The organism is Microcystis sp. LEGE 00066, from assembly GCF_015207925.1.
GTDB classification, from domain to species: domain Bacteria; phylum Cyanobacteriota; class Cyanobacteriia; order Cyanobacteriales; family Microcystaceae; genus Microcystis; species Microcystis ichthyoblabe_A.
In genome coordinates, this window is record NZ_JADEVX010000018.1 from 19,408 (window position 1) to 40,051 (window position 20,644).

Consider the following 20,644-nt stretch of genomic DNA (forward strand, 5'->3'; position numbering starts at 1 on the left):
ATTTCTCAAGTTGAGAAAACTTTCTCCGACTTTACTAGATAGGTTCGCCTTTGTCAATTAAACAGGAGGAGATTACCTCTAATAACTGCGGCAATTCCCTCAAAAATTATCGTCTTATCCACTAGGAGCGATTTAATGGCGTTTTCTTGGCAGTAATCCCTAATTAAGTCCCCATCTCCCCCTGTTAAAATTATCCTGCTCTCTGGATATAAATTTAACCATTCCTGACTGAATTTTTCTATTCCCGCTAAAATTGTATAAATTATCCCACTTCTTATCCCTTCTGCTGTTTCTTTTGCCCACATCTTCGGTAATCTTTCCGATAAGGACACCTCTGGTAAGGCTGCCGTCCGTTCCCTTAAACTGGCTAATTGCACCTTTAACCCGGGTAAAATGGCCCCCCCCACTAGCTTTTTATCCCCATCCACTCCCGTAAAAGTTAAAGCTGTTCCCGCATCGATGACTAAACAGGGAAATCCGTATTTTTTCCCCGCACCTAAGACAGCTAAAGCTCGATCGATGCCGAATGTCGGATATAAATCCAGTAAAGGAATATCTTTTAAAGTAATTATCCGTAAATTGTCATAATTTGCCCATAATTCTTTTTGGCTAGGAACCACAGAAGCGACGACCAATTCACAGTTACATTTATTTGTCAAGAGTTTAGGGAAAATTTGTTGCAAAAATTCATTACTTGGGGGTTCCCTCAGGTGGGGAGTATCGAGACAAGCTAACAGGGTTTGACCGCGAAAATACCCCCAATGTAGCCGAGAATTGCCGATCATCAACCCTATCCAGTCATTATCTTGCTCAGTCATTTAGTTAGTAAGAATTATGAATTGGGGTGTGGGGTGTGGGGGGAGAATTATGAATTATGAATTGGGGTGTGGGGTGTGGGGAGAATAAATAAAATAATCTCCTGTCTCCTGACTCCTGACCACTGACTCCTGACTCCTGATGGCTTCAAGATAGCCGATATTTGGCGGAATTATCTAGAAATCATGACAAAAGTTTTTTAATGGTTGCACAGGCAAGAGATAAGATAACCTATGTATAGAATTTAACAAAAAATCTGGTTAACGGACATTGATTAAGTCGATAGCGCAGTGTCAAACAAGTTCTTTTCCCGCTCAGGTATGGCAATTAGATCAAGGCTTAACCGTAATTCATCAGTATTTACCCGTGACTCCTGTGGTGGTAGTAGATGTGTGGGTGAAAGCAGGTGCGATCGCTGAACCCGACCCATGGTTAGGTATGGCCCATTTTCTTGAACACATGATCTTTAAGGGGACAAAAAAACTTCCCCCCGGACTCTTTGACTATTTAATCGAAAATTGTGGCGGCATGACCAACGCTGCCACCAGTCACGATTATGCACACTTCTATCTCACCACCAGTGTGGACCAAATTGAACATACCTTACCCCATCTGGCCGAAATTCTCCTCCATGCTGAAATTGACGATGAGGAATTCTATCGGGAAAAAGATGTAGTCTTAGAAGAATTACGGGCCTGTTATGATGATCCCGATTGGATTGCCTACCAAACCCTCTGCGGAAGCATCTATCAAAACCATCCCTACGGACGCTCTATTCTAGGCGATCAACCCCGTTTAGAGCAATTAACCCCCAATCAAATGCGCTGTTTCCATCGCACCTATTATCAACCAGAAAATATGTGTGTGGCGATTATCGGGGGAATTGAACCCCAACCAGCTTTAGAAATTATCCGGCAATCTTTTCGGGAATTTCCCGTCCCCTCGGAATCCCCCTCCCATCTAGTGGCTGCCGAACCCCCCCTGATCGAAATTCGTCGTTCCCAAGTATATTTACCCCACCTAGAACATTGTCGCCTCTTAATGGGATGGATGGGACCAGGATGCGATCGCCTAGAAGATGCCTTTGGATTAGACTTGCTTTCGGTAATTCTTGCCGGGGGACGCTGTTCGCGGTTAGTGCGACAGCTGCGGGAAGAAGCGCAAATCGTCCTCGATATTAACAGTAATTTTTCCCTGCAACGAGATTCCAGTCTCTTTACCATCGGCGCTTGGCTATCTAGCTCAGAAACTGAGACAATTGAAGGCATTATCTGTGAACATCTCCAATATCTGCACGATCATCCCGTCACCCCCGCAGAATTACACCGCACTCAACAGTTATTAGCTAACGATTATATTTTCTCCACAGAAACCCCGGGCCAATTAGCCGGACTCTATGGATATTATCAAACCCTGAGAGCTGCCGACCTAGCCACGATCTATCCCCAAGTTATCCAAAGTTTGCAACCGTCAGATCTCCAGCGTCTGGCTCGTCAGTATCTCTCCCCGGAGCGATATGCTATTACAATAATGCAACCCTGTGAATAAACGATGTCCGCTTCCCCCATTCACCGCTTAACCTTAGAAAATGGCATCACCCTTTTAGTGGTGGAAAATACGGCCGTGGAGTTAGTTGCAGGGAGGATTTTTCTCAAAAATGCGGGTACTCGTTGGGAAAAACCCGAAAAAGCGGGTTTATTTCGTCTTTTAGCTGTGCTGCTCACCAAAGGTACAGAAAAGTTATCTTCCCTAGAAATTGCTGATCGGGTTGAGTCCACGGGGGCCGGTTTAAGCGCCGACACAGGGACTGATTATTTTGTGGTTAGTTTAAAGACCGTTACCAAGGATTTTCTAGATATATTACGTCTAGCGGCGGAAATTATTCGTTTTCCCAGTTTTCCACTCCCAGAAATCGAATTAGAGAAAAATCTCACCCGTCAAAGTATTCGCTCTCAATTGGAACAGCCTTTTAATGTAGCTTTTAATCAATTACGCGCCGCTATGTACCCAGATCATCCCTATGGTATGTCTTTATTGGGTACGGAGGCAACGGTTTCGCAATTACAACGGGATGACCTTCTCGCCTATCATAGTCGCTTTTTCCGTCCCGATAACTTGGTAATTAGTCTTTCTGGCCGTATTACCCTAGAGCAAGCAGTAAAAGCAGTGACGGAAATTTTTGGCAGTTGGTCAATTCCCGATCTTCCTTTATCTAGTTTACCCCCCGCCGCTTTTGATTTTCAGCCCACCTGTTTAACTACCGTCCAAGCTAGTCAACAGGCGATCGTTATGTTAGGATACCCCGGCTCTTCTGTGCAAGAGGATGATTATGCCGTTTTAAAATTATTGAGTACCTATCTGGGGAATGGGTTATCTAGTCGTTTATTCGTGGAATTGCGAGAAAAACGGGGATTAGCCTACGATGTTTCCGCTTTTTATCCCACCCGTCTCGATTCTTCCCAATTTGTCATTTATATGGGAACTGCACCCCAAAACACAGCCATGGCCCTGTCGGGATTGCGTCAGGAAGCAGAAAGGTTATATAAAGTAACTTTGAGTGAGGAGGAGTTACAGTCAGCTAAAAATAAGTTATTGGGTCAATATGCTCTCGGTAAACAAACTAACGGCGAAATCGCTCAATTATACGGTTGGTATGAAAGCTTAGGTTTGGGGATTGAATTTGATCGCACTTTCCTGGATTCTATTAATCAGATTACTGCCGAACAAGCGCGATCGGTAGCCAGTAAATATTTTCAAAATCCCTACATTTCCCTAGTCGGACCAGAAAATGCGATCAACGAAATTCTCTAGTAAGAGCAAAAAGCGGCAATGAGAAACTATTGCCGCTGCTATTTTTGATTAACTCCCCGGGTGGGATTCGAACCTACGACCAATCGGTTAACAGCCGACCGCTCTACCACTGAGCTACCGAGGAAAGCTACTCACAATTAATAATTATAATCATAAGTCCCTCAATAATGCAAGTGCTTTCTGGATTTTTTCTCAAAAAATTTCCGGTGCCGGTAGCGGTGGGCGGAGAATCCACTATTGTGGAGATAAGGACACCATTAAGTCTAGTCTATGCTTGCCCATCACCGCCGTCCCGTTTCCTTCTGTCTGCTCTCGACAGATCTACCCATCCTCTCCACTTTAGACACTTCCGCTACCCTCTACCAAAAGGATCGCCACCGGTTTCATCTTCTCCTCAATCAACCCCCAGTCGCTCTCGCAGAAATAGAGACACTTAAACCCGAAAATAATCAAAATAAGTTAATTTGGCTGGAAATTTCGGCCAATCGGGTAATTATGACCATGCAGGGCCAGGGAAAATTCGCCTATCGTCATTTTTGGGAGCAAGGGGTTTTTGGTGTCAGTCGCTACTGGTTAAATGCCGAAAGTCCTCAACCGGGTTACGCTTTTCGCCTCCGCAACTATACCCGTAGTCTCCAATTAGAGGGGAATAATTTCCCCGAATATTTGCGTCTAGAGTACGAATTATGGTCAGATAACCTGATTTTAGGTCATTATGTCCTTCATTTGCAGGTACACCAATAAATAGGGATGGCTGAATAGAGCTAAAAACCTTGTGGGATAAAACTTTTGGACTTTTTGTCCTCAAAAAGTGCCAGCCGGTGGCAAAATTTAGGCACTTTTTCCCCGAAAATTAGTTAATTGTGGGGTGGATTGAAGACTTAGTGCTACACTTCCCGAAAAGTCTATTTTATTTGAGCTTGTTGTTAGGAATCCACTTAAAAGACGTTGTTTAATCTGGCTAATAAGCTCTTGGGTATGATATGGGGAAAAGTTCCAGCAATTGCGCTAAAATGGGGTAGTATGCCGCAAGTTTCCACCTATCGTTACCATCAGGACTGTTAGACAGAAAGTTTCTGTATAATATGTAGCAGATCGCTATCGCTGTAGGGTGCGTTCCCTAATGCAAGTCCTGCTACAAAGCGCTCGCTTTTTGGGAACGCACCATGCACATTGATGGCAGCTGTGAAGTTAGAAGCATGAAAACCAACCCCCGATCATGTTACGCTACCGCTAACCCGTCCTACAAATAATTGTGCCTCCCTACTTATCAAAAAAATGTTTGATATTATGCTTGAAATTTCTAAAACCTCTCTTCAAGTATTAGGCAGTGAAATATTTAATTAGATAACCAAAAGTAAATAACTAAAAACAAAATATTTATTAAATCAAAAAAGGTTGAAAATGGTAAGAAATGCAACAAATAAATTATTGCAAAATGCTAAAAAATTAAAAAGTGACGAGTTTTATACACAACTTTCAGATATAGAAAGTGAGTTGCAACATTATAAAAGTCATTTTGAAAATAAAGTAGTTTATTGCAATTGCGATGACCCCCGAATTAGTAACTTTTTTAAGTATTTTGCTGCAAACTTCAAAAAGTTAGGTCTAAAAAAAATCATAACATCTTGTTATCGAGAACAAGTCAGAGATTTATTTAATACAGAAGAATATGAAAAGGGTTTTTTCTTTGAATATACAGGTACAGAGAGAGAAAAAAATAAACCTATTTCCACTGACATTGTTTACTTTAATGGGGATGGAGATTTTCGTAGTCCTGAAAGTATTGAACTATTAAAAAAGTCTGATATTGTTGTTACTAATCCGCCATTTTCATTATTCAGAGAATATGTAGCTCAATTAGTTAAATACGATAAAAAGTTTTTGATAATTGGCAATATTAATGCAATAACCTATAAAGAAATTTTCAAACTAATTAAAGAAAACAAAGCCTGGTTAGGAATAAATCTTGGTAGAGGAATTTCTGGTTTCATTGTTCCCGAACAATATGAACTTTATGGAACAGAGGCTCGTATTGACAATTCTGGAAATAGGATAGTTTCTCCAAATAATTGTTTATGGTTAACAAACTTAGACACATCAAAGCGGCAGGAAGATATAGCTCTCACAAAAAGATATTTTGGCAATGAAGCTGAATATCCCAAATATGACAATTATGATGGAATTAATGTCAATAAAACCCAAGATATTCCCTTAGACTTCAAGGGGGTTATGGGTGTACCAATAACATTTTTACATAAATTCAATCCCGACCAATTTGAAATAATTAAATTCAGGAAAGGGAATGATGATAAAGATTTATCAGTAAATGGGAAATGTCCTTATTTTAGAATACTAATCAAGAATAAACGAATACAAACAGAATATATTGATTTAACTGACAAAGAAAAACAATGTATAACTCAGTTCTAGGGTGCGTTCCCTAATGCAAGTCCTGCTACTCCAGCGATCGCTTTTGGGGAACGCACCATGCACATTGATTGCAGCTGTCAGTGCGATGCCGAAGAACGTAGTGCGATCGCCGTTATCTTCTTGATTAAACTTTAAAACTGCCATTGCTTGGGATAGGAACGTCACTAGCGATCGCTCTTTGGGGATAAGGAGTGCGATTGCTGATCTTGTCGTTTAGGTCGAGGTAACAAAACCCAACAAGCTTTGTTATAATATTTTTGTCATAAAGCAAGACTTATAAAAATAGATTTATGCCAGAAATTACTCAATTTTATGGAATTATCATTAAAATCTTTTTTGCCGATCATCCACCTCCCCATTTTCATGCGATTTATGGAGAATATAACGCCCTATTTAATCTGGAAACCTTAGAAATCATTGAAGGAGACTTACCTAATAGAGCCACAAAAATGGTTGTAGAATGGGCAACAATCTATCAATCAGAATTATTGAAAATGTGGAACACTCAAGAATTTAATAAATTACCACCTTTGAAATAAAACAATGCTTTACCCCAAAATAACATCAGCCGAAATCATTGAAAATTATACTCTATTGGTGCATTTTTCTAATCATCAATCTAGAAAATATAACTGTGAAAATCTACTAGAAAAAACGATGTTTTCTTCCCTTAAAAACTATGCTTTCTTTAAAAACTTTCAACTTGATCCATCAGGTAGCGGAATCATTTGGAATGATGAAGTTGATATAAGCGAGTATGAAATTTGGATCAATGGAATTGAACTATGATTGCCGATTTTGTAGTGCGATCGCTGTTATCTTGTTGATTAAACTTTAAAATTGTCATTGCTTGGGATAGGAATGCAGGGGGCGATCATTTTTGGAATGAGCAATTTTTTGGGCATGGCGATCGCTTTTCTTGTCATCAGTTCTAACTCATGCTGATTTTGATATAATAGCCATAATTGTTTGACGTCTTAAGAGAAAAAATCATGATTAGAGCGATTAAACAGAAAGGAATTGTTGGCAGAGAAGGAAAAATAGAGCTTTATTCTGCGGAACTAGAAGAAGGAACAGCTGTGGATATCATTATTTTAGTATCTGATCCTGAACCCGATACAACCGAATATCTTCTTTCAACAGAAGCCAATCAGCGTGAATTATCCGAAGCTATTGACAGAATAGAAAAGAAAGAAAACTTAGTGACAATTACTGTAAAAGAATGGCGTGAAAAATATAGTATTTGATCCAAAAGCTTTTAAACAATTCAATGAATGGGCTATAGAAGACAAAAAACTCTATAAAAAAATCGTTGATTTAATTGACGACATATTGCGCCATCCTTTCTCTGGAATCGGTAAACCCGAACCCTTAAAACATCAACTCAAGGGTTATTGGTCAAGACGCATTAATGATGAACATCGCTTAGTTTATAAAATTACAGAAACAGAAATTATTATTATCAGTTGTAAATTTCATTATGACTAGGTTCAATGTAATCGCTGTCATCTTGTGGATTAAACTTTAAAATTGCCATTGCTTGGGATAGGAACGCAAATGGCGATCGCTTTTTGGGCTGCAGCAGGAGCGATCGCATCTCTCTTAGGGTAGAACGCTGATGGCAATAGTCAACAGCCTACCGGGAAAAGCTAGATTTTGTCACAAAATTTAGTATTACTTAGTGCTGTGTATAGAGAAGTTGCGAATTGTTAACCCTAGCTTTGCTAGGAACGCAAAATATGATATTGTGACACCAAGTCCGTAAAAAACGGCAAGGTTTTCAGTTTTTTAAAACATCAGGTCGCTACATTCTACAGCTATTTTCCCTCAAAAAAACCGATTTTCTAGGCATTTCTATGACTTATCTTGTTGAAAATCCTTCTACAACCTTTTATTCCTATACCGACACGGGGGTTGATCCCCTGAAAACCGCTCACGGAGTTTATATCACGGTTCACGGACATTTTTACCAACCACCGCGAGAAAATCCCTATCTAGACAGAATTGAACGGCAACCGAGCGCCCATCCCTTCCATAATTGGAATGAACGCATCCATCACGAGTGTTATCGTGCCAATGCTTTTGCGCGCATTTACAATGACCGGGGGGAAGTGCTCAAAATAGTTAATAACTACGAATATCTCAGCTTTAACATCGGGGCCACCCTCATGTCATGGATGCAATCCCATGATCCCGAAGTTTATCAACGCATCCTGGCAGCGGATCAAAAAAGTTGTCAACGCTTAAACGGTCATGGTAACGCCATCGCCCAGGTCTATAATCATATCATTCTGCCCCTAGCCAACAAACAGGACAAATACACCCAAATTCGCTGGGGAAAAGCCGATTTTCAGCACCGTTTCGGCCGTGATCCCGAGGGAATGTGGTTAGCAGAAACAGCCATTGATTTAGCCACAGTGACAGCTTTAATCGATGAGGGGATTAAATTCACCATTTTAGCCCCTTCCCAGGCCCTGCGCTGTCGTCCTTTCCCTAGCGACCATGATCCCCATCCCCAATGGCACGCGGTGGCCGGAGGTCAAATCGATCCCACCCGTCCCTATCGCTGTTACATCCCCGATGGTCGTTATCTGGATATTTTCTTCTACGATGGTCCAATTTCTCGCGATATGGGCTTTAATGATGTCCTAGCCAGTAGTGATTTTCTCGTCGGTCGTCTGGGACAAGCAATTAAAGGGGATCATCGTCCCTCCCAGTTAATCAGCGTCGCTACCGATGGGGAAACCTTCGGCCACCACAAACAGGGGACAGAGAAGTGTCTTAGCTATGCTTTTACGGAATCTTTCCCTAAAAACGGCTGGACAGTCACTAATTTCGCCCATTATCTCAGTATTTGCCCCCCCACTTGGGAAGTGGAATTAAAACCCGTGACCGCGTGGAGTTGCGTCCATGGCGTAAATCGTTGGCAGGATGACTGTGGTTGCGGGGGAGGGGGAAATTACCAGCAAAAATGGCGTAAACCCCTGCGGGAGTCCCTAAATTGGCTCAGGGATGAGTTGATTAAGGTCTATGAGATTCAGGGACAGGAATTTTTCCGGGATCCTTGGCAGACAAGGGATGACTACATTGCAGTTATTTTAGATCGATCCCCAGACGCGATCGAACATTTCCTCGCCCTGCATCAAAGTCGTACCCTGAGTAAAAGCGAGAAAATCGACGCTTTGCGTTTATTAGAAATGCAAAGACAAGCTTTATTGATGTTTACCAGTTGTGGCTGGTTTTTTGAGGAAATTTCTCGACCTGAAGGTACGCAAATTTTGAGGTATGCTGGCCGGGCCCTGGAATTAGCTGGAGAAGTGGCCGGAATTCAATTAGAAATGAATTTCCTCAGTCGTCTAGCTTTCGCCCCCAGTAACGTTAAGTTATATCAAGATGGGGCTGATGTCTATCGACAATTGGTCACTTCTGCGCGGGTGGATTTGGAACGGGTGGCGGCCCATTACGCCATTAGTTCCCTATTTACCAATTATCCCAGTCATCATCGGATTTATTGTTACAATACCCGTCAATTAGATTATCAAAAACAAGCGATCGGGTCTTTAACTTTAGCAGTGGGACAGGTGGAATTAACCTCGGAAATTACCCAAGAAAGTGAACATTTTGTCTTTGCTGTTCTACATTTAGGAGGTTGGGATTTTTACTGCTGCATTCAACCGTTTAACAGTCGGTTAATCTATACCAATCTTAAGGATCATCTCTTTGAATCTTTACAACAGGCCAGTGTTTCGACCATGATCGTAGAAATGGGGCGCGGATTGGGAGAAAACTTTTTTGCTTTACCCCATCTTTTTGCCGATGAAAGACACCGAATCATGCAGAAGGTGACAGCCGAAACTAAAAAACGTCTCGATCAATTATACACCCAAGTTTATCGGGATAATTACGGCATTTTAGCGGCTTTCCAACGGGATGAGCTGCCCGTACCTCCAGAGTTACAGGTAGCGGCAGATATTGCCATTTCTCATCGTTGTTTACAGGTGATTACTGCCCTAGAAAAAGATTTTGAGCAGCGGCAAGCGACGGAGAATAATCTCGATCAATTATTTGCTATTGCTAAGGAAGCCAATCATTTACACTGTCAATTAAACATCCCTGAAGCGCGTCAAATCTTAGAAAGTCTGCTCTGGCAATCTCTTGGGAAATTATTACACGATGGCGATCCTTTAACGGCGGAGGAGGATACTCGCTTAATCACCCGTTTAATTGAAGTTAGTCAACAATTAAAGCTAGGATTATCCCTCGATCGCTCTCAGGAATTATACTATTATTATTTCCATGATCGTCTAGTTCCTAATTCTTTGCGGTCTAATTCAATAGATGCTGCCTGTCCCTGGCCGATGACTCAATTAAAGTGGTTATTACTATTAGGACAGGTGTTAAAAGTTGATGTGAGTATTTGGTTGTAAAATCAGTAACAGGGTGGGCAATGCTCACCCTTTGATGATTAAGTAGGTTAGGTGATGATTGCCCTAGAACTCAGGTTAACCCAGAGACTAAACCCTTAGATTTATAATGGATCATAAGTCTCTCATCGAAGGTTTACATGACTATCACGCCGATTTATACCGCCTCAGCCAGCACAGCAAGCCAGTATCCCGATGCTTTTGGGCGTTTTGGACGCTACGGGGGCAAATACGTCCCAGAAACCCTGATGCCAGCCTTAAGTGAACTAGAAACGGCCTATAATCAGTATAAAGACGACCCCGATTTTCAAGAAGAATTAAATCAACTGCTCAAGGATTACGTCGGCAGACCTAGTCCCTTATATTTTGCCGAACGTCTCACCGCCCATTATGCCAAAGCTGACGGTACTGGGGCGCAAATTTACCTAAAACGGGAAGATTTAAACCATACCGGGGCCCACAAGATTAATAACGCCCTTGGTCAGGTTTTATTAGCCAAACGCATGGGTAAAAAGCGAATTATCGCCGAAACCGGGGCAGGACAGCACGGCGTGGCCACCGCTACGGTTTGCGCTCGTTTTGGTCTAGAATGCGTGATTTATATGGGAATTCACGACATGGAACGCCAAGAACTCAATGTTTTCCGCATGAGACTGCTTGGCGCAACGGTGCAACCCGTGGCCGCCGGGACGGGAACCCTGAAAGATGCCACCTCGGAAGCGATTCGCGACTGGGTAACAAATGTGGAAACTACTCACTACATCCTTGGTTCTGTGGCCGGTCCCCATCCCTATCCGATGATGGTGCGCGATTTTCATGCGATTATTGGTCAAGAAACTCGTCAGCAAAGTCTGGAAAAATGGGGCGGTTTACCGGATATTCTCCTCGCTTGTGTGGGGGGTGGTTCTAATGCTATGGGTTTATTTCATGAGTTTGTTAAAGAAGCTGCCGTGCGTTTAATTGGTGTTGAAGCCGCAGGGGAAAGTATCGCCTCTGGAAAACACGCCGCCACCCTTACCCAAGGTCAACCGGGGGTTCTACATGGGGCAATGAGTTATTTATTACAAGATAGCGAAGGTCAAGTTATCGAGGCTCACTCCATTAGTGCCGGTTTAGATTATCCCGGAGTCGGGCCAGAACATAGCTTTTTAAAAGATAGTGGTCGCGCCGAATATTACAGTGTCACCGACAAGGAAGCACTAGAAGCTTTTCAAAGAGTTTCCCGTTTAGAAGGGATTATTCCGGCCCTAGAAACTGCCCATGCTTTAGCCTATTTAGAAACTCTTTGCCCACAAGTAAGTGGTAGTCCTCGCATTGTTATTAATTTCTCTGGACGGGGTGATAAAGATGTGCAATCGGTGGCTAAATATTTATCGATGAATGGTTAACAGTGAGCAGTTATCAGTTAACAGTTATCAGAGGGACAGCTATTGTGCATCTAAATTTTATATTCATTTTGACCTATTCTCTGTTCTAGACTAGCTTAATATGAAAAGTTCGGCTCTTCGTTACTTGTTATGGTTCGATAGGGGGGCATAAATTGACTAAATCCTTCTCTGGCAAGAGACTTAATTGATGAGTTCGCTCTAGATAAAAAACAATTGACAAAAATCGCCAAATGCCTTTCTACATAAGGGTTCCATCCCTTATAACCCCAGTCCATTGCATAACACAAACCGAAGAACCAAAAGTTCTTTTAAGAAGGGTTATCAGTTAGGAATTTTGATGCTTGTATCGACAAGTTTAATGGCCTGTAGTGCCTTAAACTATAGCTCTTTTACGGAACTTGTACCATCTTTCTCTCCCTCTCCTTCTCCCTCTCCTTTAGATGCGGCAACTTTACTTGTTTTAGAGAATAAAATTTATCAACAGGTCAATCGCTATCGTCAATCTCGCAATTTATCTCCCCTACTGTTAAATCGGACAATTTCGCAACAAGCAAGATTACATAGCCAACGTATGGCCGCGGGTTTAGTTCCTTTTAGTCATCAAAATTTTGACAAAAGAGTGCAAACTATTGGCTTTTCGGTTCCCTATGAAGCGGTGGGGGAAAATCTGGCAGTTAATCAAGGTTATGATGACCCAGTAATGATTGCTGTGGATGGTTGGATTAAAAGTCAAGGTCATCGGGAAAATATGGAGGGAGATTTTGATAGTACTGGGATTGGAGTAGCGACGGATAATCAAGGAAAATTGTACTTTACTCAAATATTTTTAAAACGTCAATCCGCTCCCGTTTCTACTAATCCCCTTAGCTACGATTCTATCGGGAATCAATCTTTTTTTATTACCCTCGAAGAAAACACTAATTATCAAGTTAATCGCTACCGAATTTCTCAAAATTTACCGCCCCTACGTCTCGATGCTCGTATTAGTCATGAAGCTCGCTTATTTAGTCAAAAAATGGCCAATAAACAGGTTCCTTTTAGTCATGATGGTTTTGAGGGAAGAGTCAAGGCAGTACAAAGGAAGATTCCTTTAGAAAAAATGGGCGAAAACTTGGCTTTTATGAAGGGATATCCTGACCCCGTTGCTGTTGCCGTCAAGGGTTGGATTAATAGTCCTGGTCATCAAAAAAATATGGTTGGTGATTATAATCTTACCGGTATCGGTATCGCTAAAAATAATGCTGGTGAATATTATTTTACACAACTTTTTGTTAAAAAGCGTTGACAAAATGGTCATGATGATATTTAAATTTAATTATCAGTTTTTAACATCAGTTATCAGTTATCAGTTAAGTAGTCGGACATAAATTCTGTGGTCTATCTTAAGAAATGTAAATTGCCGCAATTCTTACTGACGACCGACTCCTGACGACCGACTCCTTACCCCACAGTTAACTTTACTTTTGTCCAACTACTTATCAGGGAAATAAAGGCAGTCGTGCGATAGGCAAAAGCATGACAAATTTCCCTCCTATCTCCTATCTCCTATCTCCTATCTCCTATCTCCTATCTCCTATCTCCTATCTCCTATCTCCTATCTCCTATCTGCTAACTATATGAACTTAGACAATTTTCAAGTGTGCGATCGAGATTTAAGCGATGACCTATTATCCCGTTATCTAGGGGTTAATTCGATCGCTGTAGATACAGAAACGATGGGATTAATCCCAGGACGAGATCGACTGTGTTTAATTCAACTCTGTGATCCCAGTGGTTTTGTCACCGCTATTCGCATTTTTAGGGGGCAAACAGAGGCTCCTAATCTCAAAAAGGTCATGGAGGATGAGCGGATAGAAAAAGTCTTTCATTTCGCCCGTTTTGATGTGGCTCAATTGTCCCAAACTTTTGGCATTGCGACTCAACCGATTTTCTGTACCAAAATCGCCAGTAAACTGGCTCGGACTTATACTAGCAGTCACGGTTTAAAAAGTCTCGTGCAGGAATTAGAAGGCATAGAATTAGACAAAACCGCTCAAAGTTCTGATTGGGGAAATGCCGTTAATCTTACCCCAAAACAACTGAGTTATGCCGCCAACGATGTGCGCTATTTACTCTCAGTGCGAGATAAATTAATTGTGATGCTGCAAAGAGAAGAAAGATGGGAATTAGCCCAAAAATGCTTTAGTTGTATCCCCATCTTCACCGCTTTAGATTTACAGCAGTATAAAGATATATTTGAGCATTAGTCAGCAAAAGTTACGGTCTATATTTTGCCAATAATACCAAATCCGTTTTTAATAGTATGATTGACTCCCAATCGAACTTTAAAAACCCAGTTATGGATTGTTTCTCCCCCACTCCCTCACTTCTCACTCCCCACTTCTCACTCCCCCACTGATCACTGAAAATACTTCCTACTGCTAAAAGCTGCCAAGATTACAAAAAAGACCGCTATGATCGAAAATAGAAATCATCGTCATTGGTAGAGAATAGGTAAAAAATCTATGACATCTTATGCGGCCTCCTCTGCACGAGCCGAAATGAGCGAACTTCGGCGCCTAAAAACCCTGCTACCCCCAGAATTACAAAGCTGGGTAACGGTAGAAGGTTCCACAGAGATTAACCCCCCCCTGATCCGTTGTGAAGAAATTGGCAGAGATGAGGTAGAAATTCAGATAGATTTGGCAAAATGGGAAAATTTAGCCATCGATCAGCGTAATTTGCTCTTTTGGCATGAAGTGGCCAGGATTCAAAATGATAGTATTCCCCGGGAAGGCTGGGAAATGGCCGCCCTCGCTATTGGCTTAGGTGGTGCGGTGGGGGAATTATGGGTACAGGACGGTTTATTATTGCTCTTGGCCATGGGATTATGTGGGATTTCTGGTTATCGTCTCTGGCGCAAAAATAACGGTGATAAAATTCTCAAAGAAGCGATCGAAGCCGATGAAAAAGCGATCGCCTTGGCCACTCGTTTCGGTTATTCTCTTCCCAACGCCTACAAGAGCCTAGGCAGTGCCTTTAAAACCCTAATTGAACAAACACCTAACCGTCGTCTGCGTAAGCGTTATGAGACCCGTTTAGATGCCCTAAGGAAGAGTGCGGCGAAAGCGAAATCTCAAACCCAAGGCCGTCCGCCCCTAGGTGAGATTCGTTAGCCGATAATCACAGGTAATCTGTGACATTACCCATTGGTATTTGAGGAAAAGTGTAGTAAACATTTAAGTGGGTCATCAGGCCTTGTTCATCCATCAAATCATCTTTTTGTGTCGATGACTTCCCAAATCCCTGAAACGCGTTTTCTGATCATTCCGATGGAGTATCCCGTTTTGCGGATACCTGATCGCTTGACTGTCCTGGAAGCATTACAGTTCAAGGATATCTTTCACCATATCATCGCCCAAACACCCACTCCCGAAAAAGTCATTCTCGATCTCAATGCCACTCAATTTATGGATAGTAGTGGTGTGGGTGCTTTGGTGCATAATCTCAAAGCGGCCAGGGCAGAAAATATCGAGTTAGTGCTGGCTAACGTCCATCCCCCAGTGATGGGGGTTTTATCGATTACGGGACTAGATCAATTATTCACTTTTCAAACCCCCCCCCTAGCACCCCAAGAAAATGGCTTTACTGTCACTGAAAACCATCTACTGAAAACCCATCCCTCGATTCGTAGTTGGTTAAAGCGGGGTCTTGACCTTGTTGGTGGGATCGTGGGTTTATTAATCACGGGGGTTATTTTTGTCCCCATTGCTATCGCTATTAAGTTAGATAGTCCAGGTCCGATTTTTTTTAGTCAAACCCGCTGCGGTTGGTTGGGAAAGCAATTTAAGATTCTTAAGTTTCGTTCCATGTGTGTGGATGCAGAAGCACTCAGGGATAAAATCCCCAATCAAGCGCAGGGAGCTTTTTTTAAGAATAAAAATGATCCCCGGATTACCCGGGTAGGAAAATTTTTACGTCGCACCAGTTTAGACGAATTCCCCCAGTTTTGGAATGTGATCATTGGTGAAATGAGTCTTGTTGGCACTCGTCCTCCCACCCCCGATGAAGTGGAACGCTACGATGTTCCCCAATGGCAACGTTTAGATGTAAAACCCGGTATGACGGGAGAATGGCAGGTGAATGGTCGCTCTCAGGTGCATAATTTTGAAGAGGTAATTCAACTAGATTTGCGCTATCAAGAAAATTGGAGTTTAAGCTACGATCTACGACTAATTTTTAAAACAATTTTGATTCTCTTTCAAAAAAACAGTGGTGCCTTCTGAAGTCTTAATTTCCCCTTCTTTCCCCCTTCAATTCCATCTACAAGTCCGGACGGAATTGGCAGCTCTAATCCCAGTCCTACAATGGTTTGAATCCCACGGCCGCCCTTTTTTACCTGAGTCGTTGCTTTGGCAGTGTAAGGTGGCTTTAGCGGAAGGATTTACTAATACTGTCCGTTACGCTCACAAAAATTTACCCCCAACTACACCCATCGATCTAGAATTAACTTTTTCGTCCCATTCTCTAGAAATAAAAATATGGGATCACGGTCAACCTTTTGATCTACAAGCAAAACTTAATTCTCCACAACAAGATCCCGTCGCACCTTTGGAAATGGAAAGCGATCGAGGATTACTTTTGATGCGTTCTCTTACTGATACTTTACAATATATCCGCACTGGCGAAGGGAGAAACTGTTTAATTCTCCAGAAAAGTTTTTAAGTCAATTTATCCCCTGCTAGAAACTACGTCAATGGTGCAGGTTTCCAGACGAGAAAAAAGAATTATCCCACCCCCCACACCCCACACAAGGGTGGGGAGATGTCCAGAGGGTGCTTTGAGAGAGAAAGTAATTTGATCGTAGTATAACCACTTGTTATTAACTCGCCAACCGACTTTTGTTCCAAAAGCGTTCCATTTTTGTTGATCATAATTGCCGCTTCCTCCCAAACTTTCATAGATTCTTTTCTGAACAGATATACCGAATTTTCCCTGACTATATTTTAACCAGAGTTGATTGATAGTGGCTAAATCTTCACAGGGAAAGTTATCTATGTCTTCTATCTTAAGATATTTTTCTTTAGTTCGATCGGCAACTTTTAAGAAGAGATTAGCCGTTTCTTGATCTGCCTCTTGCCATTTTTCTTGCGCTAAGAAATCCCGTAGGTTAGTGTAATCAATTTCCTTGGCACTTTTGAGGTTAATTTCCTCCCTGGTGGCGGCTGGAAAAACTGGCAAAACCGTTTCTTGAATTGTGTCCTGTGATCGGGGTTTTGGCGGAATCACTACGGCTAATTTTACCGCTAACTCTTGCAGGACTTCCCCAGCTGATTGATAACGTTTTTTGGTGCCAAATTCAATTAATTTATCTAAAATTTCGCCTAATTCAACACTAACAGGATTATTAATCAGGTGCTGTCTCCATACCCATTCATGTTCACTCACATCGAATAATTCAAAGGGAGATATTCCCGTTAATAAATAGATACAAGTGACTCCCAAACTATATAAATCACTGCTATTAATTGCTTTGCCATTGCCTTGTTCTGGAGCGATATATCCCGCCGAACCGATCACTGTTCCTGTTAGAGAAAGATTAGCAATGGTGATAAATTTAGAGGCACCGAAATCCACTAAAATTATTTTATTATCGCTGGGTCTCCTAATTATATTAGCTGGTTTAATATCTCGATGAATGACTCTTTTGGCATGGATAAAATCAAGAATTGGCAAAATTTCTAATAAAAGATGTTTGATCTTTTCTTCATTGAAAACTCCCTCGCTTTCTAATTCTTGTTCTAGATTTTGTCCTTCAATATATTCTTGAACAAGATATTGTCGCCCATCATTGCCGGTAAAATAGGCATAGAGCGAGGGAATTTGTGGGTGTTGACCGAGATTATCTAAACTAATGGCTTCTTCTCTAAATAATTCCGCAGCTTTCTTGAGGGCATTACTATCTTGAGCGCTAGGAAAAAATTGTTTAATCACACAATAAGGTTGAGAAGGTTTATCCTCATCAATTGCTTGAAAAGTTTTACCGAAACCTCCTTGACCAATTAATTTTATAGCACGATAACGATCTTTGAGTAATAATTGAAAGCGACATTTTTGACAGAATTTATCCGTAGGATCATTGTTATATAGACAATCGGGATTAAGACATAAACTCATTGTTAGTTCAAACAGGGATAGAGAAGATGTTTCAGTGAGCAGTAAACCGACAACTGATAACTGATAACTGATAACTGATAGCTAAATCGAGGTTTCTTCCTCTAGCCAAATTTCTGGCTGTTGATTTAATAAAAGCTGGGCTGCCTCTAACATATCATCAACAATATCCCGCAAATCTTTCTTATTATCGATATAAGCTTTTAACGCCTCCATTGGATCTAATTGATTACCCACCCCTAATTCCGGTAAACGGGGACGGGTTAATTGACTAATTAATTCCGCCCGAATACTATAACTATGGGCAGTTTTTAACGCTTCGTCAAGCTGATTTGTGTTAATTAGTTCTAATTGTTCACTGCGAATTTTATAAACTAAGCGGATAACTGCTTCCTGAATATCGTATTTTTTGATAGCTTTCAACAATTCCTTTTGGGGGTTTTCTGCCTCGGAAACATCCACTTCGATGGAACGGAAAGGACGCACGGGTAAAGGACAAAATTCCCATTTAACCTCTCCTTTAGCCACTTCTATTAAAACATAGCCTTTATCTTCTTTTTCCTCGCTAAAATCCACTCGATCGATGCTCCCCGGATAGACAATGGGCGGATCATTGCTAGGATTAAGATTTTGATGTTTGTGAACATGACCGAGGGCAACATACTCGAATTGTGGACGATTTAGTAGCGATAAAGGCACGGTAAAACCTTTACCAACCGCTAAAAGTCTTTCTGCTCCTAGACTAGCTCGATCAGCCATTAAATGGGCTAATAAAACTGTTGGTACACTTGTATCTAATTGGCGAATTTCTCCTTCTAACACTGGTTCCAAACGGTTAATTAATAATTCATTTACCCCACTCAAGGATAAACCCTCGGTTTCGGGACGGGTTAAGAGAGTGGCGCGGGTTAACCAGGGTAAAGTAATTACTTGGATATCGCCGTTGCGGGTGGTGATGTGATGGGTGGTCAAGCGATCGCCAACAATAAAACCCGGCACCGCTAGGGTACGATAGATGGAGAGACTGACACCGCCACTACCATGAGAATGTTGATCGTGATTACCCACTAATAACACTGTCGGGATATTAGCATCGGCAAGACGACGGAATTGACTGGCAAAAGCTTCGTGAACAAAAGGAGGAGGAGTGGCATCGGGAAAGGCATCTCCCCCAAAAAGCACTAGATCCACAGGGGTGGCAATAGCCCGATCGATACAGAGGCTCAAACTGCCCATAAAATCCTCTAAACGCGTGTTTAATCCCGTTTTTGGATTTAAACGTCCATGGGAAAAACCGCTCCCCATGTGAATATCCGATAAGTGCAGTATTTTAATCATAGTAAAGGAAAAACAGGCGCAATTAAGTACACCTGTTCGGGATTATTTTCCTAATTTTTTATCGCTATCTTGACGACGGCGATCGCGCCATTCTGTAGTCGTCAGGTAGAGAATGCCACCACTGACGATAACGAGGAGAATTAAGGCGACAAGAAAGAGAGTGTTGAGAATCAAAGATGTTTCCATGGTATCTATAGATTACCTAGAAACCGTTACGACCCCAAACCACCATGGCGATCGACCAAGTGAACAGGGCGAGAATGCTAACCCAACCAAGTGTCAAAATATCCATAATTGCCTTTGTTAAACGAAATACTTAGAAGATAACTACTCAATTTTTGACACTCTCCGCCCTAAAAGTGCGGAGATTCTTGGGCTGAATCTTGCCGCTACTAGCAAAGCTAATTTTGGTCTTACAGTTTCATGTCTAGTCCGACTACACCTACAAGGTAAGCACTCTTAAAGACTACTCCCCAAGCGTAAATTTCTGTGTGTCCCACAGTATTTAATTGTTTTTCGCTCTTACCATGTGGACTTAGGATGAAAGCTTTTGTACCAGTGATGGTTAGAGATTTAGGGATTACGAAGTGTCGCTTGTTTCCTGCGTTCCCAAAGTCAACGACTCAATTTGATGCTAACATAAAGTCGCCCTCAAGGGCGAGGTTTTCAACCCAAATTTTCGATAATACTTCATCAGTGACTCCGTTTTAGAGAGGCGATCGTGCAAATTACGCTCAAGGAAAGAATCGAATCCATACAGGTGGGGAGTATCTCGGCGCTGGCTTTCCTTGTTCCCTATCTGCTATTTTTAATTGTTGATCGACTATTGTTAGGGGAATCGCTCACACTAATTGGCGCTTTTGTCAAGATATCCGGGGCGATAATTAGCGGATTTCTCTTCGGTGTCACCTATCGTTATGTCGTCCGTAACGACGATAATCCCCATCTCAAAGATGGTACAGTGGCAGCTTTTGCCCTCGTCCGCGGCCTAGTTCCCCTACAATTATCCACAGACTTGATCGCTGACAGTGGGCAATTAAGTCTCTTTCTGGGAGAGAGCTTTATCTGTTTTTTATCCTCTCGTCTGCTCTTAGAGTTGACTAAGCTGCGTCAATAATCGATCATCTTTTTGCCTATCGGGAGTCAGGAGTCAGGAGATAGGAGTCAGGAGTCAGGAGTCAGGAGATAGGAGATAGGAGTCAGGAGATAGGAGTCAGGAGTCAGGAGTCAGGAGTCAGGAGATAGGAGATTATTTTATTTATTCTCCCCACACCCCACACC

Annotated in this window: 21 protein-coding genes, 1 tRNA gene and 1 pseudogene; 17 read left to right on the forward strand and 6 right to left on the reverse strand. The window is 41.9% G+C overall.

Annotation, left to right across the window (positions count from 1 at the left end):
• Positions 1 to 34 precede the first annotated feature (34 nt).
• A pseudogene (locus IQ224_RS04520) lies at positions 35 to 818 on the reverse strand (pantothenate kinase).
• 268 nt (positions 819 to 1,086) lie between these two features.
• Between IQ224_RS04520 and IQ224_RS04525 the strand changes: the two are divergent.
• The gene (locus IQ224_RS04525) at positions 1,087 to 2,364 is read left to right on the forward strand and encodes a pitrilysin family protein (protein ID WP_002745246.1); all 1,278 of its coding nucleotides are present in this window, start codon (positions 1,087 to 1,089) and stop codon (positions 2,362 to 2,364) included.
• A 3-nt stretch (positions 2,365 to 2,367) separates the two neighbouring features.
• Positions 2,368 to 3,627 (forward strand): pitrilysin family protein, encoded by a 1,260-nt coding sequence (locus IQ224_RS04530; RefSeq protein ID WP_194032615.1) that lies wholly within the window; start codon positions 2,368 to 2,370, stop codon positions 3,625 to 3,627.
• Positions 3,628 to 3,679: 52 nt separating this feature from the next.
• On the opposite strand, the gene IQ224_RS04535 is transcribed toward IQ224_RS04530, so the two are convergent.
• A tRNA-Asn gene (locus IQ224_RS04535) sits at positions 3,680 to 3,751 on the reverse strand.
• 146 nt (positions 3,752 to 3,897) lie between these two features.
• Between IQ224_RS04535 and IQ224_RS04540 the strand changes: the two genes are divergently transcribed.
• The 14 genes from IQ224_RS04540 to IQ224_RS04605 all read left to right on the forward strand — a co-directional run bounded on the left by IQ224_RS04540 (position 3,898) and on the right by IQ224_RS04605 (position 16,576).
• The gene (locus IQ224_RS04540; RefSeq protein ID WP_002745244.1) at positions 3,898 to 4,371 is read left to right on the forward strand and encodes a hypothetical protein; all 474 of its coding nucleotides are present in this window, start codon (positions 3,898 to 3,900) and stop codon (positions 4,369 to 4,371) included.
• Positions 4,372 to 4,917: 546 nt separating this feature from the next.
• Positions 4,918 to 4,974 (forward strand): hypothetical protein, encoded by a 57-nt coding sequence (locus IQ224_RS04545; RefSeq protein WP_235616128.1) that lies wholly within the window; start codon positions 4,918 to 4,920, stop codon positions 4,972 to 4,974.
• Positions 4,975 to 5,031: 57 nt separating this feature from the next.
• Complete coding sequence (locus IQ224_RS04550; protein ID WP_002745242.1) at positions 5,032 to 6,060, forward strand: adenine-specific methyltransferase EcoRI family protein; 1,029 nt, start codon at positions 5,032 to 5,034, stop codon at positions 6,058 to 6,060.
• Between the two features lie 290 nt (positions 6,061 to 6,350).
• Positions 6,351 to 6,599, forward strand: coding sequence for a DUF4160 domain-containing protein (locus tag IQ224_RS04555; RefSeq protein WP_002745237.1), 249 nt, complete (start codon positions 6,351 to 6,353; stop codon positions 6,597 to 6,599).
• Positions 6,600 to 6,603: 4 nt separating this feature from the next.
• Positions 6,604 to 6,849: a DUF2442 domain-containing protein gene (locus IQ224_RS04560; RefSeq protein ID WP_036401527.1), complete on the forward strand. Its 246-nt coding sequence runs from the start codon at positions 6,604 to 6,606 to the stop codon at positions 6,847 to 6,849.
• A 203-nt stretch (positions 6,850 to 7,052) separates the two neighbouring features.
• Complete coding sequence (locus IQ224_RS04565) at positions 7,053 to 7,307, forward strand: hypothetical protein (RefSeq protein WP_002745233.1); 255 nt, start codon at positions 7,053 to 7,055, stop codon at positions 7,305 to 7,307.
• Positions 7,288 to 7,548 (forward strand): Txe/YoeB family addiction module toxin, encoded by a 261-nt coding sequence (locus IQ224_RS04570; protein WP_002735847.1) that lies wholly within the window; start codon positions 7,288 to 7,290, stop codon positions 7,546 to 7,548. The genes IQ224_RS04565 and IQ224_RS04570 overlap by 20 nt, the downstream gene beginning before the upstream one ends.
• Before the next feature lie 368 nt (positions 7,549 to 7,916).
• Positions 7,917 to 10,487 carry a DUF3536 domain-containing protein gene (locus IQ224_RS04575; RefSeq protein ID WP_002745227.1) on the forward strand — a complete coding sequence of 857 codons (2,571 nt, stop codon included), beginning with the start codon at positions 7,917 to 7,919 and terminating at the stop codon, positions 10,485 to 10,487.
• Between the two features lie 137 nt (positions 10,488 to 10,624).
• Positions 10,625 to 11,872 carry a tryptophan synthase subunit beta gene (trpB, locus tag IQ224_RS04580; RefSeq protein ID WP_194032616.1) on the forward strand — a complete coding sequence of 416 codons (1,248 nt, stop codon included), beginning with the start codon at positions 10,625 to 10,627 and terminating at the stop codon, positions 11,870 to 11,872.
• A gap of 337 nt (positions 11,873 to 12,209) precedes the next feature.
• Positions 12,210 to 13,157 (forward strand): CAP domain-containing protein, encoded by a 948-nt coding sequence (locus IQ224_RS04585; protein WP_194032617.1) that lies wholly within the window; start codon positions 12,210 to 12,212, stop codon positions 13,155 to 13,157.
• A gap of 331 nt (positions 13,158 to 13,488) precedes the next feature.
• Positions 13,489 to 14,118: a ribonuclease H-like domain-containing protein gene (locus IQ224_RS04590; protein ID WP_002735888.1), complete on the forward strand. Its 630-nt coding sequence runs from the start codon at positions 13,489 to 13,491 to the stop codon at positions 14,116 to 14,118.
• 258 nt (positions 14,119 to 14,376) lie between these two features.
• Positions 14,377 to 15,027 carry a DUF3318 domain-containing protein gene (locus IQ224_RS04595; protein ID WP_002756255.1) on the forward strand — a complete coding sequence of 217 codons (651 nt, stop codon included), beginning with the start codon at positions 14,377 to 14,379 and terminating at the stop codon, positions 15,025 to 15,027.
• A 114-nt stretch (positions 15,028 to 15,141) separates the two neighbouring features.
• A complete protein-coding gene (locus IQ224_RS04600; RefSeq protein ID WP_194032618.1) occupies positions 15,142 to 16,137 on the forward strand; it encodes an anti-sigma factor antagonist in 996 nt (331 codons plus the stop codon).
• Positions 16,124 to 16,576 (forward strand): ATP-binding protein, encoded by a 453-nt coding sequence (locus tag IQ224_RS04605; protein WP_194032619.1) that lies wholly within the window; start codon positions 16,124 to 16,126, stop codon positions 16,574 to 16,576. The genes IQ224_RS04600 and IQ224_RS04605 overlap by 14 nt, the downstream gene beginning before the upstream one ends.
• Positions 16,577 to 16,582: 6 nt before the next feature.
• On the opposite strand, the gene IQ224_RS04610 is transcribed toward IQ224_RS04605, so the two are convergent.
• From IQ224_RS04610 to petN, 4 genes are all read right to left on the reverse strand, one after another.
• Complete coding sequence (locus IQ224_RS04610) at positions 16,583 to 18,028, reverse strand: serine/threonine-protein kinase (RefSeq protein ID WP_194032620.1); 1,446 nt, start codon at positions 18,026 to 18,028, stop codon at positions 16,583 to 16,585.
• An 81-nt stretch (positions 18,029 to 18,109) separates the two neighbouring features.
• Positions 18,110 to 19,363 carry an exonuclease subunit SbcD gene (gene sbcD, locus IQ224_RS04615; RefSeq protein ID WP_036401520.1) on the reverse strand — a complete coding sequence of 418 codons (1,254 nt, stop codon included), beginning with the start codon at positions 19,361 to 19,363 and terminating at the stop codon, positions 18,110 to 18,112.
• A 42-nt stretch (positions 19,364 to 19,405) separates the two neighbouring features.
• On the reverse strand, positions 19,406 to 19,549 hold the full coding sequence (locus tag IQ224_RS04620; RefSeq protein ID WP_194032621.1) for a hypothetical protein: 144 nt from the start codon (positions 19,547 to 19,549) through the stop codon (positions 19,406 to 19,408).
• A 16-nt stretch (positions 19,550 to 19,565) separates the two neighbouring features.
• Entirely contained in the window at positions 19,566 to 19,655 is a 90-nt protein-coding gene (petN, locus tag IQ224_RS04625; protein WP_012265708.1) for a cytochrome b6-f complex subunit PetN, read from the reverse strand.
• Between the two features lie 429 nt (positions 19,656 to 20,084).
• Between petN and IQ224_RS04630 the strand changes: the two genes are divergently transcribed.
• A complete protein-coding gene (locus IQ224_RS04630; protein WP_002745198.1) occupies positions 20,085 to 20,480 on the forward strand; it encodes a hypothetical protein in 396 nt (131 codons plus the stop codon).
• Positions 20,481 to 20,644: the final 164 nt, after the last annotated feature.

Bases quoted from the DNA above. Each gene is read 5' to 3' on its own strand.
- IQ224_RS04530 (WP_194032615.1), top strand. From the start codon at position 2,368: ATGTCCGCTTCCCCCATTCACCGCTTAACCTTAGAAAATGGCATCACC.
- IQ224_RS04540 (WP_002745244.1), top strand. From the start codon at position 3,898: ATGCTTGCCCATCACCGCCGTCCCGTTTCCTTCTGTCTGCTCTCGACA.
- IQ224_RS04550 (WP_002745242.1), top strand. From the start codon at position 5,032: ATGGTAAGAAATGCAACAAATAAATTATTGCAAAATGCTAAAAAATTA.
- IQ224_RS04555 (WP_002745237.1), top strand. From the start codon at position 6,351: ATGCCAGAAATTACTCAATTTTATGGAATTATCATTAAAATCTTTTTT.
- IQ224_RS04560 (WP_036401527.1), top strand. From the start codon at position 6,604: ATGCTTTACCCCAAAATAACATCAGCCGAAATCATTGAAAATTATACT.
- IQ224_RS04565 (WP_002745233.1), top strand. From the start codon at position 7,053: ATGATTAGAGCGATTAAACAGAAAGGAATTGTTGGCAGAGAAGGAAAA.
- IQ224_RS04575 (WP_002745227.1), top strand. From the start codon at position 7,917: ATGACTTATCTTGTTGAAAATCCTTCTACAACCTTTTATTCCTATACC.
- trpB (WP_194032616.1), top strand. From the start codon at position 10,625: ATGACTATCACGCCGATTTATACCGCCTCAGCCAGCACAGCAAGCCAG.
- IQ224_RS04585 (WP_194032617.1), top strand. From the start codon at position 12,210: ATGCTTGTATCGACAAGTTTAATGGCCTGTAGTGCCTTAAACTATAGC.
- IQ224_RS04590 (WP_002735888.1), top strand. From the start codon at position 13,489: ATGAACTTAGACAATTTTCAAGTGTGCGATCGAGATTTAAGCGATGAC.
- IQ224_RS04595 (WP_002756255.1), top strand. From the start codon at position 14,377: ATGACATCTTATGCGGCCTCCTCTGCACGAGCCGAAATGAGCGAACTT.
- IQ224_RS04600 (WP_194032618.1), top strand. From the start codon at position 15,142: ATGACTTCCCAAATCCCTGAAACGCGTTTTCTGATCATTCCGATGGAG.
- IQ224_RS04610 (WP_194032620.1), bottom strand. From the start codon at position 18,028: ATGAGTTTATGTCTTAATCCCGATTGTCTATATAACAATGATCCTACG.
- sbcD (WP_036401520.1), bottom strand. From the start codon at position 19,363: ATGATTAAAATACTGCACTTATCGGATATTCACATGGGGAGCGGTTTT.
- IQ224_RS04620 (WP_194032621.1), bottom strand. From the start codon at position 19,549: ATGGAAACATCTTTGATTCTCAACACTCTCTTTCTTGTCGCCTTAATT.
- petN (WP_012265708.1), bottom strand. From the start codon at position 19,655: ATGGATATTTTGACACTTGGTTGGGTTAGCATTCTCGCCCTGTTCACT.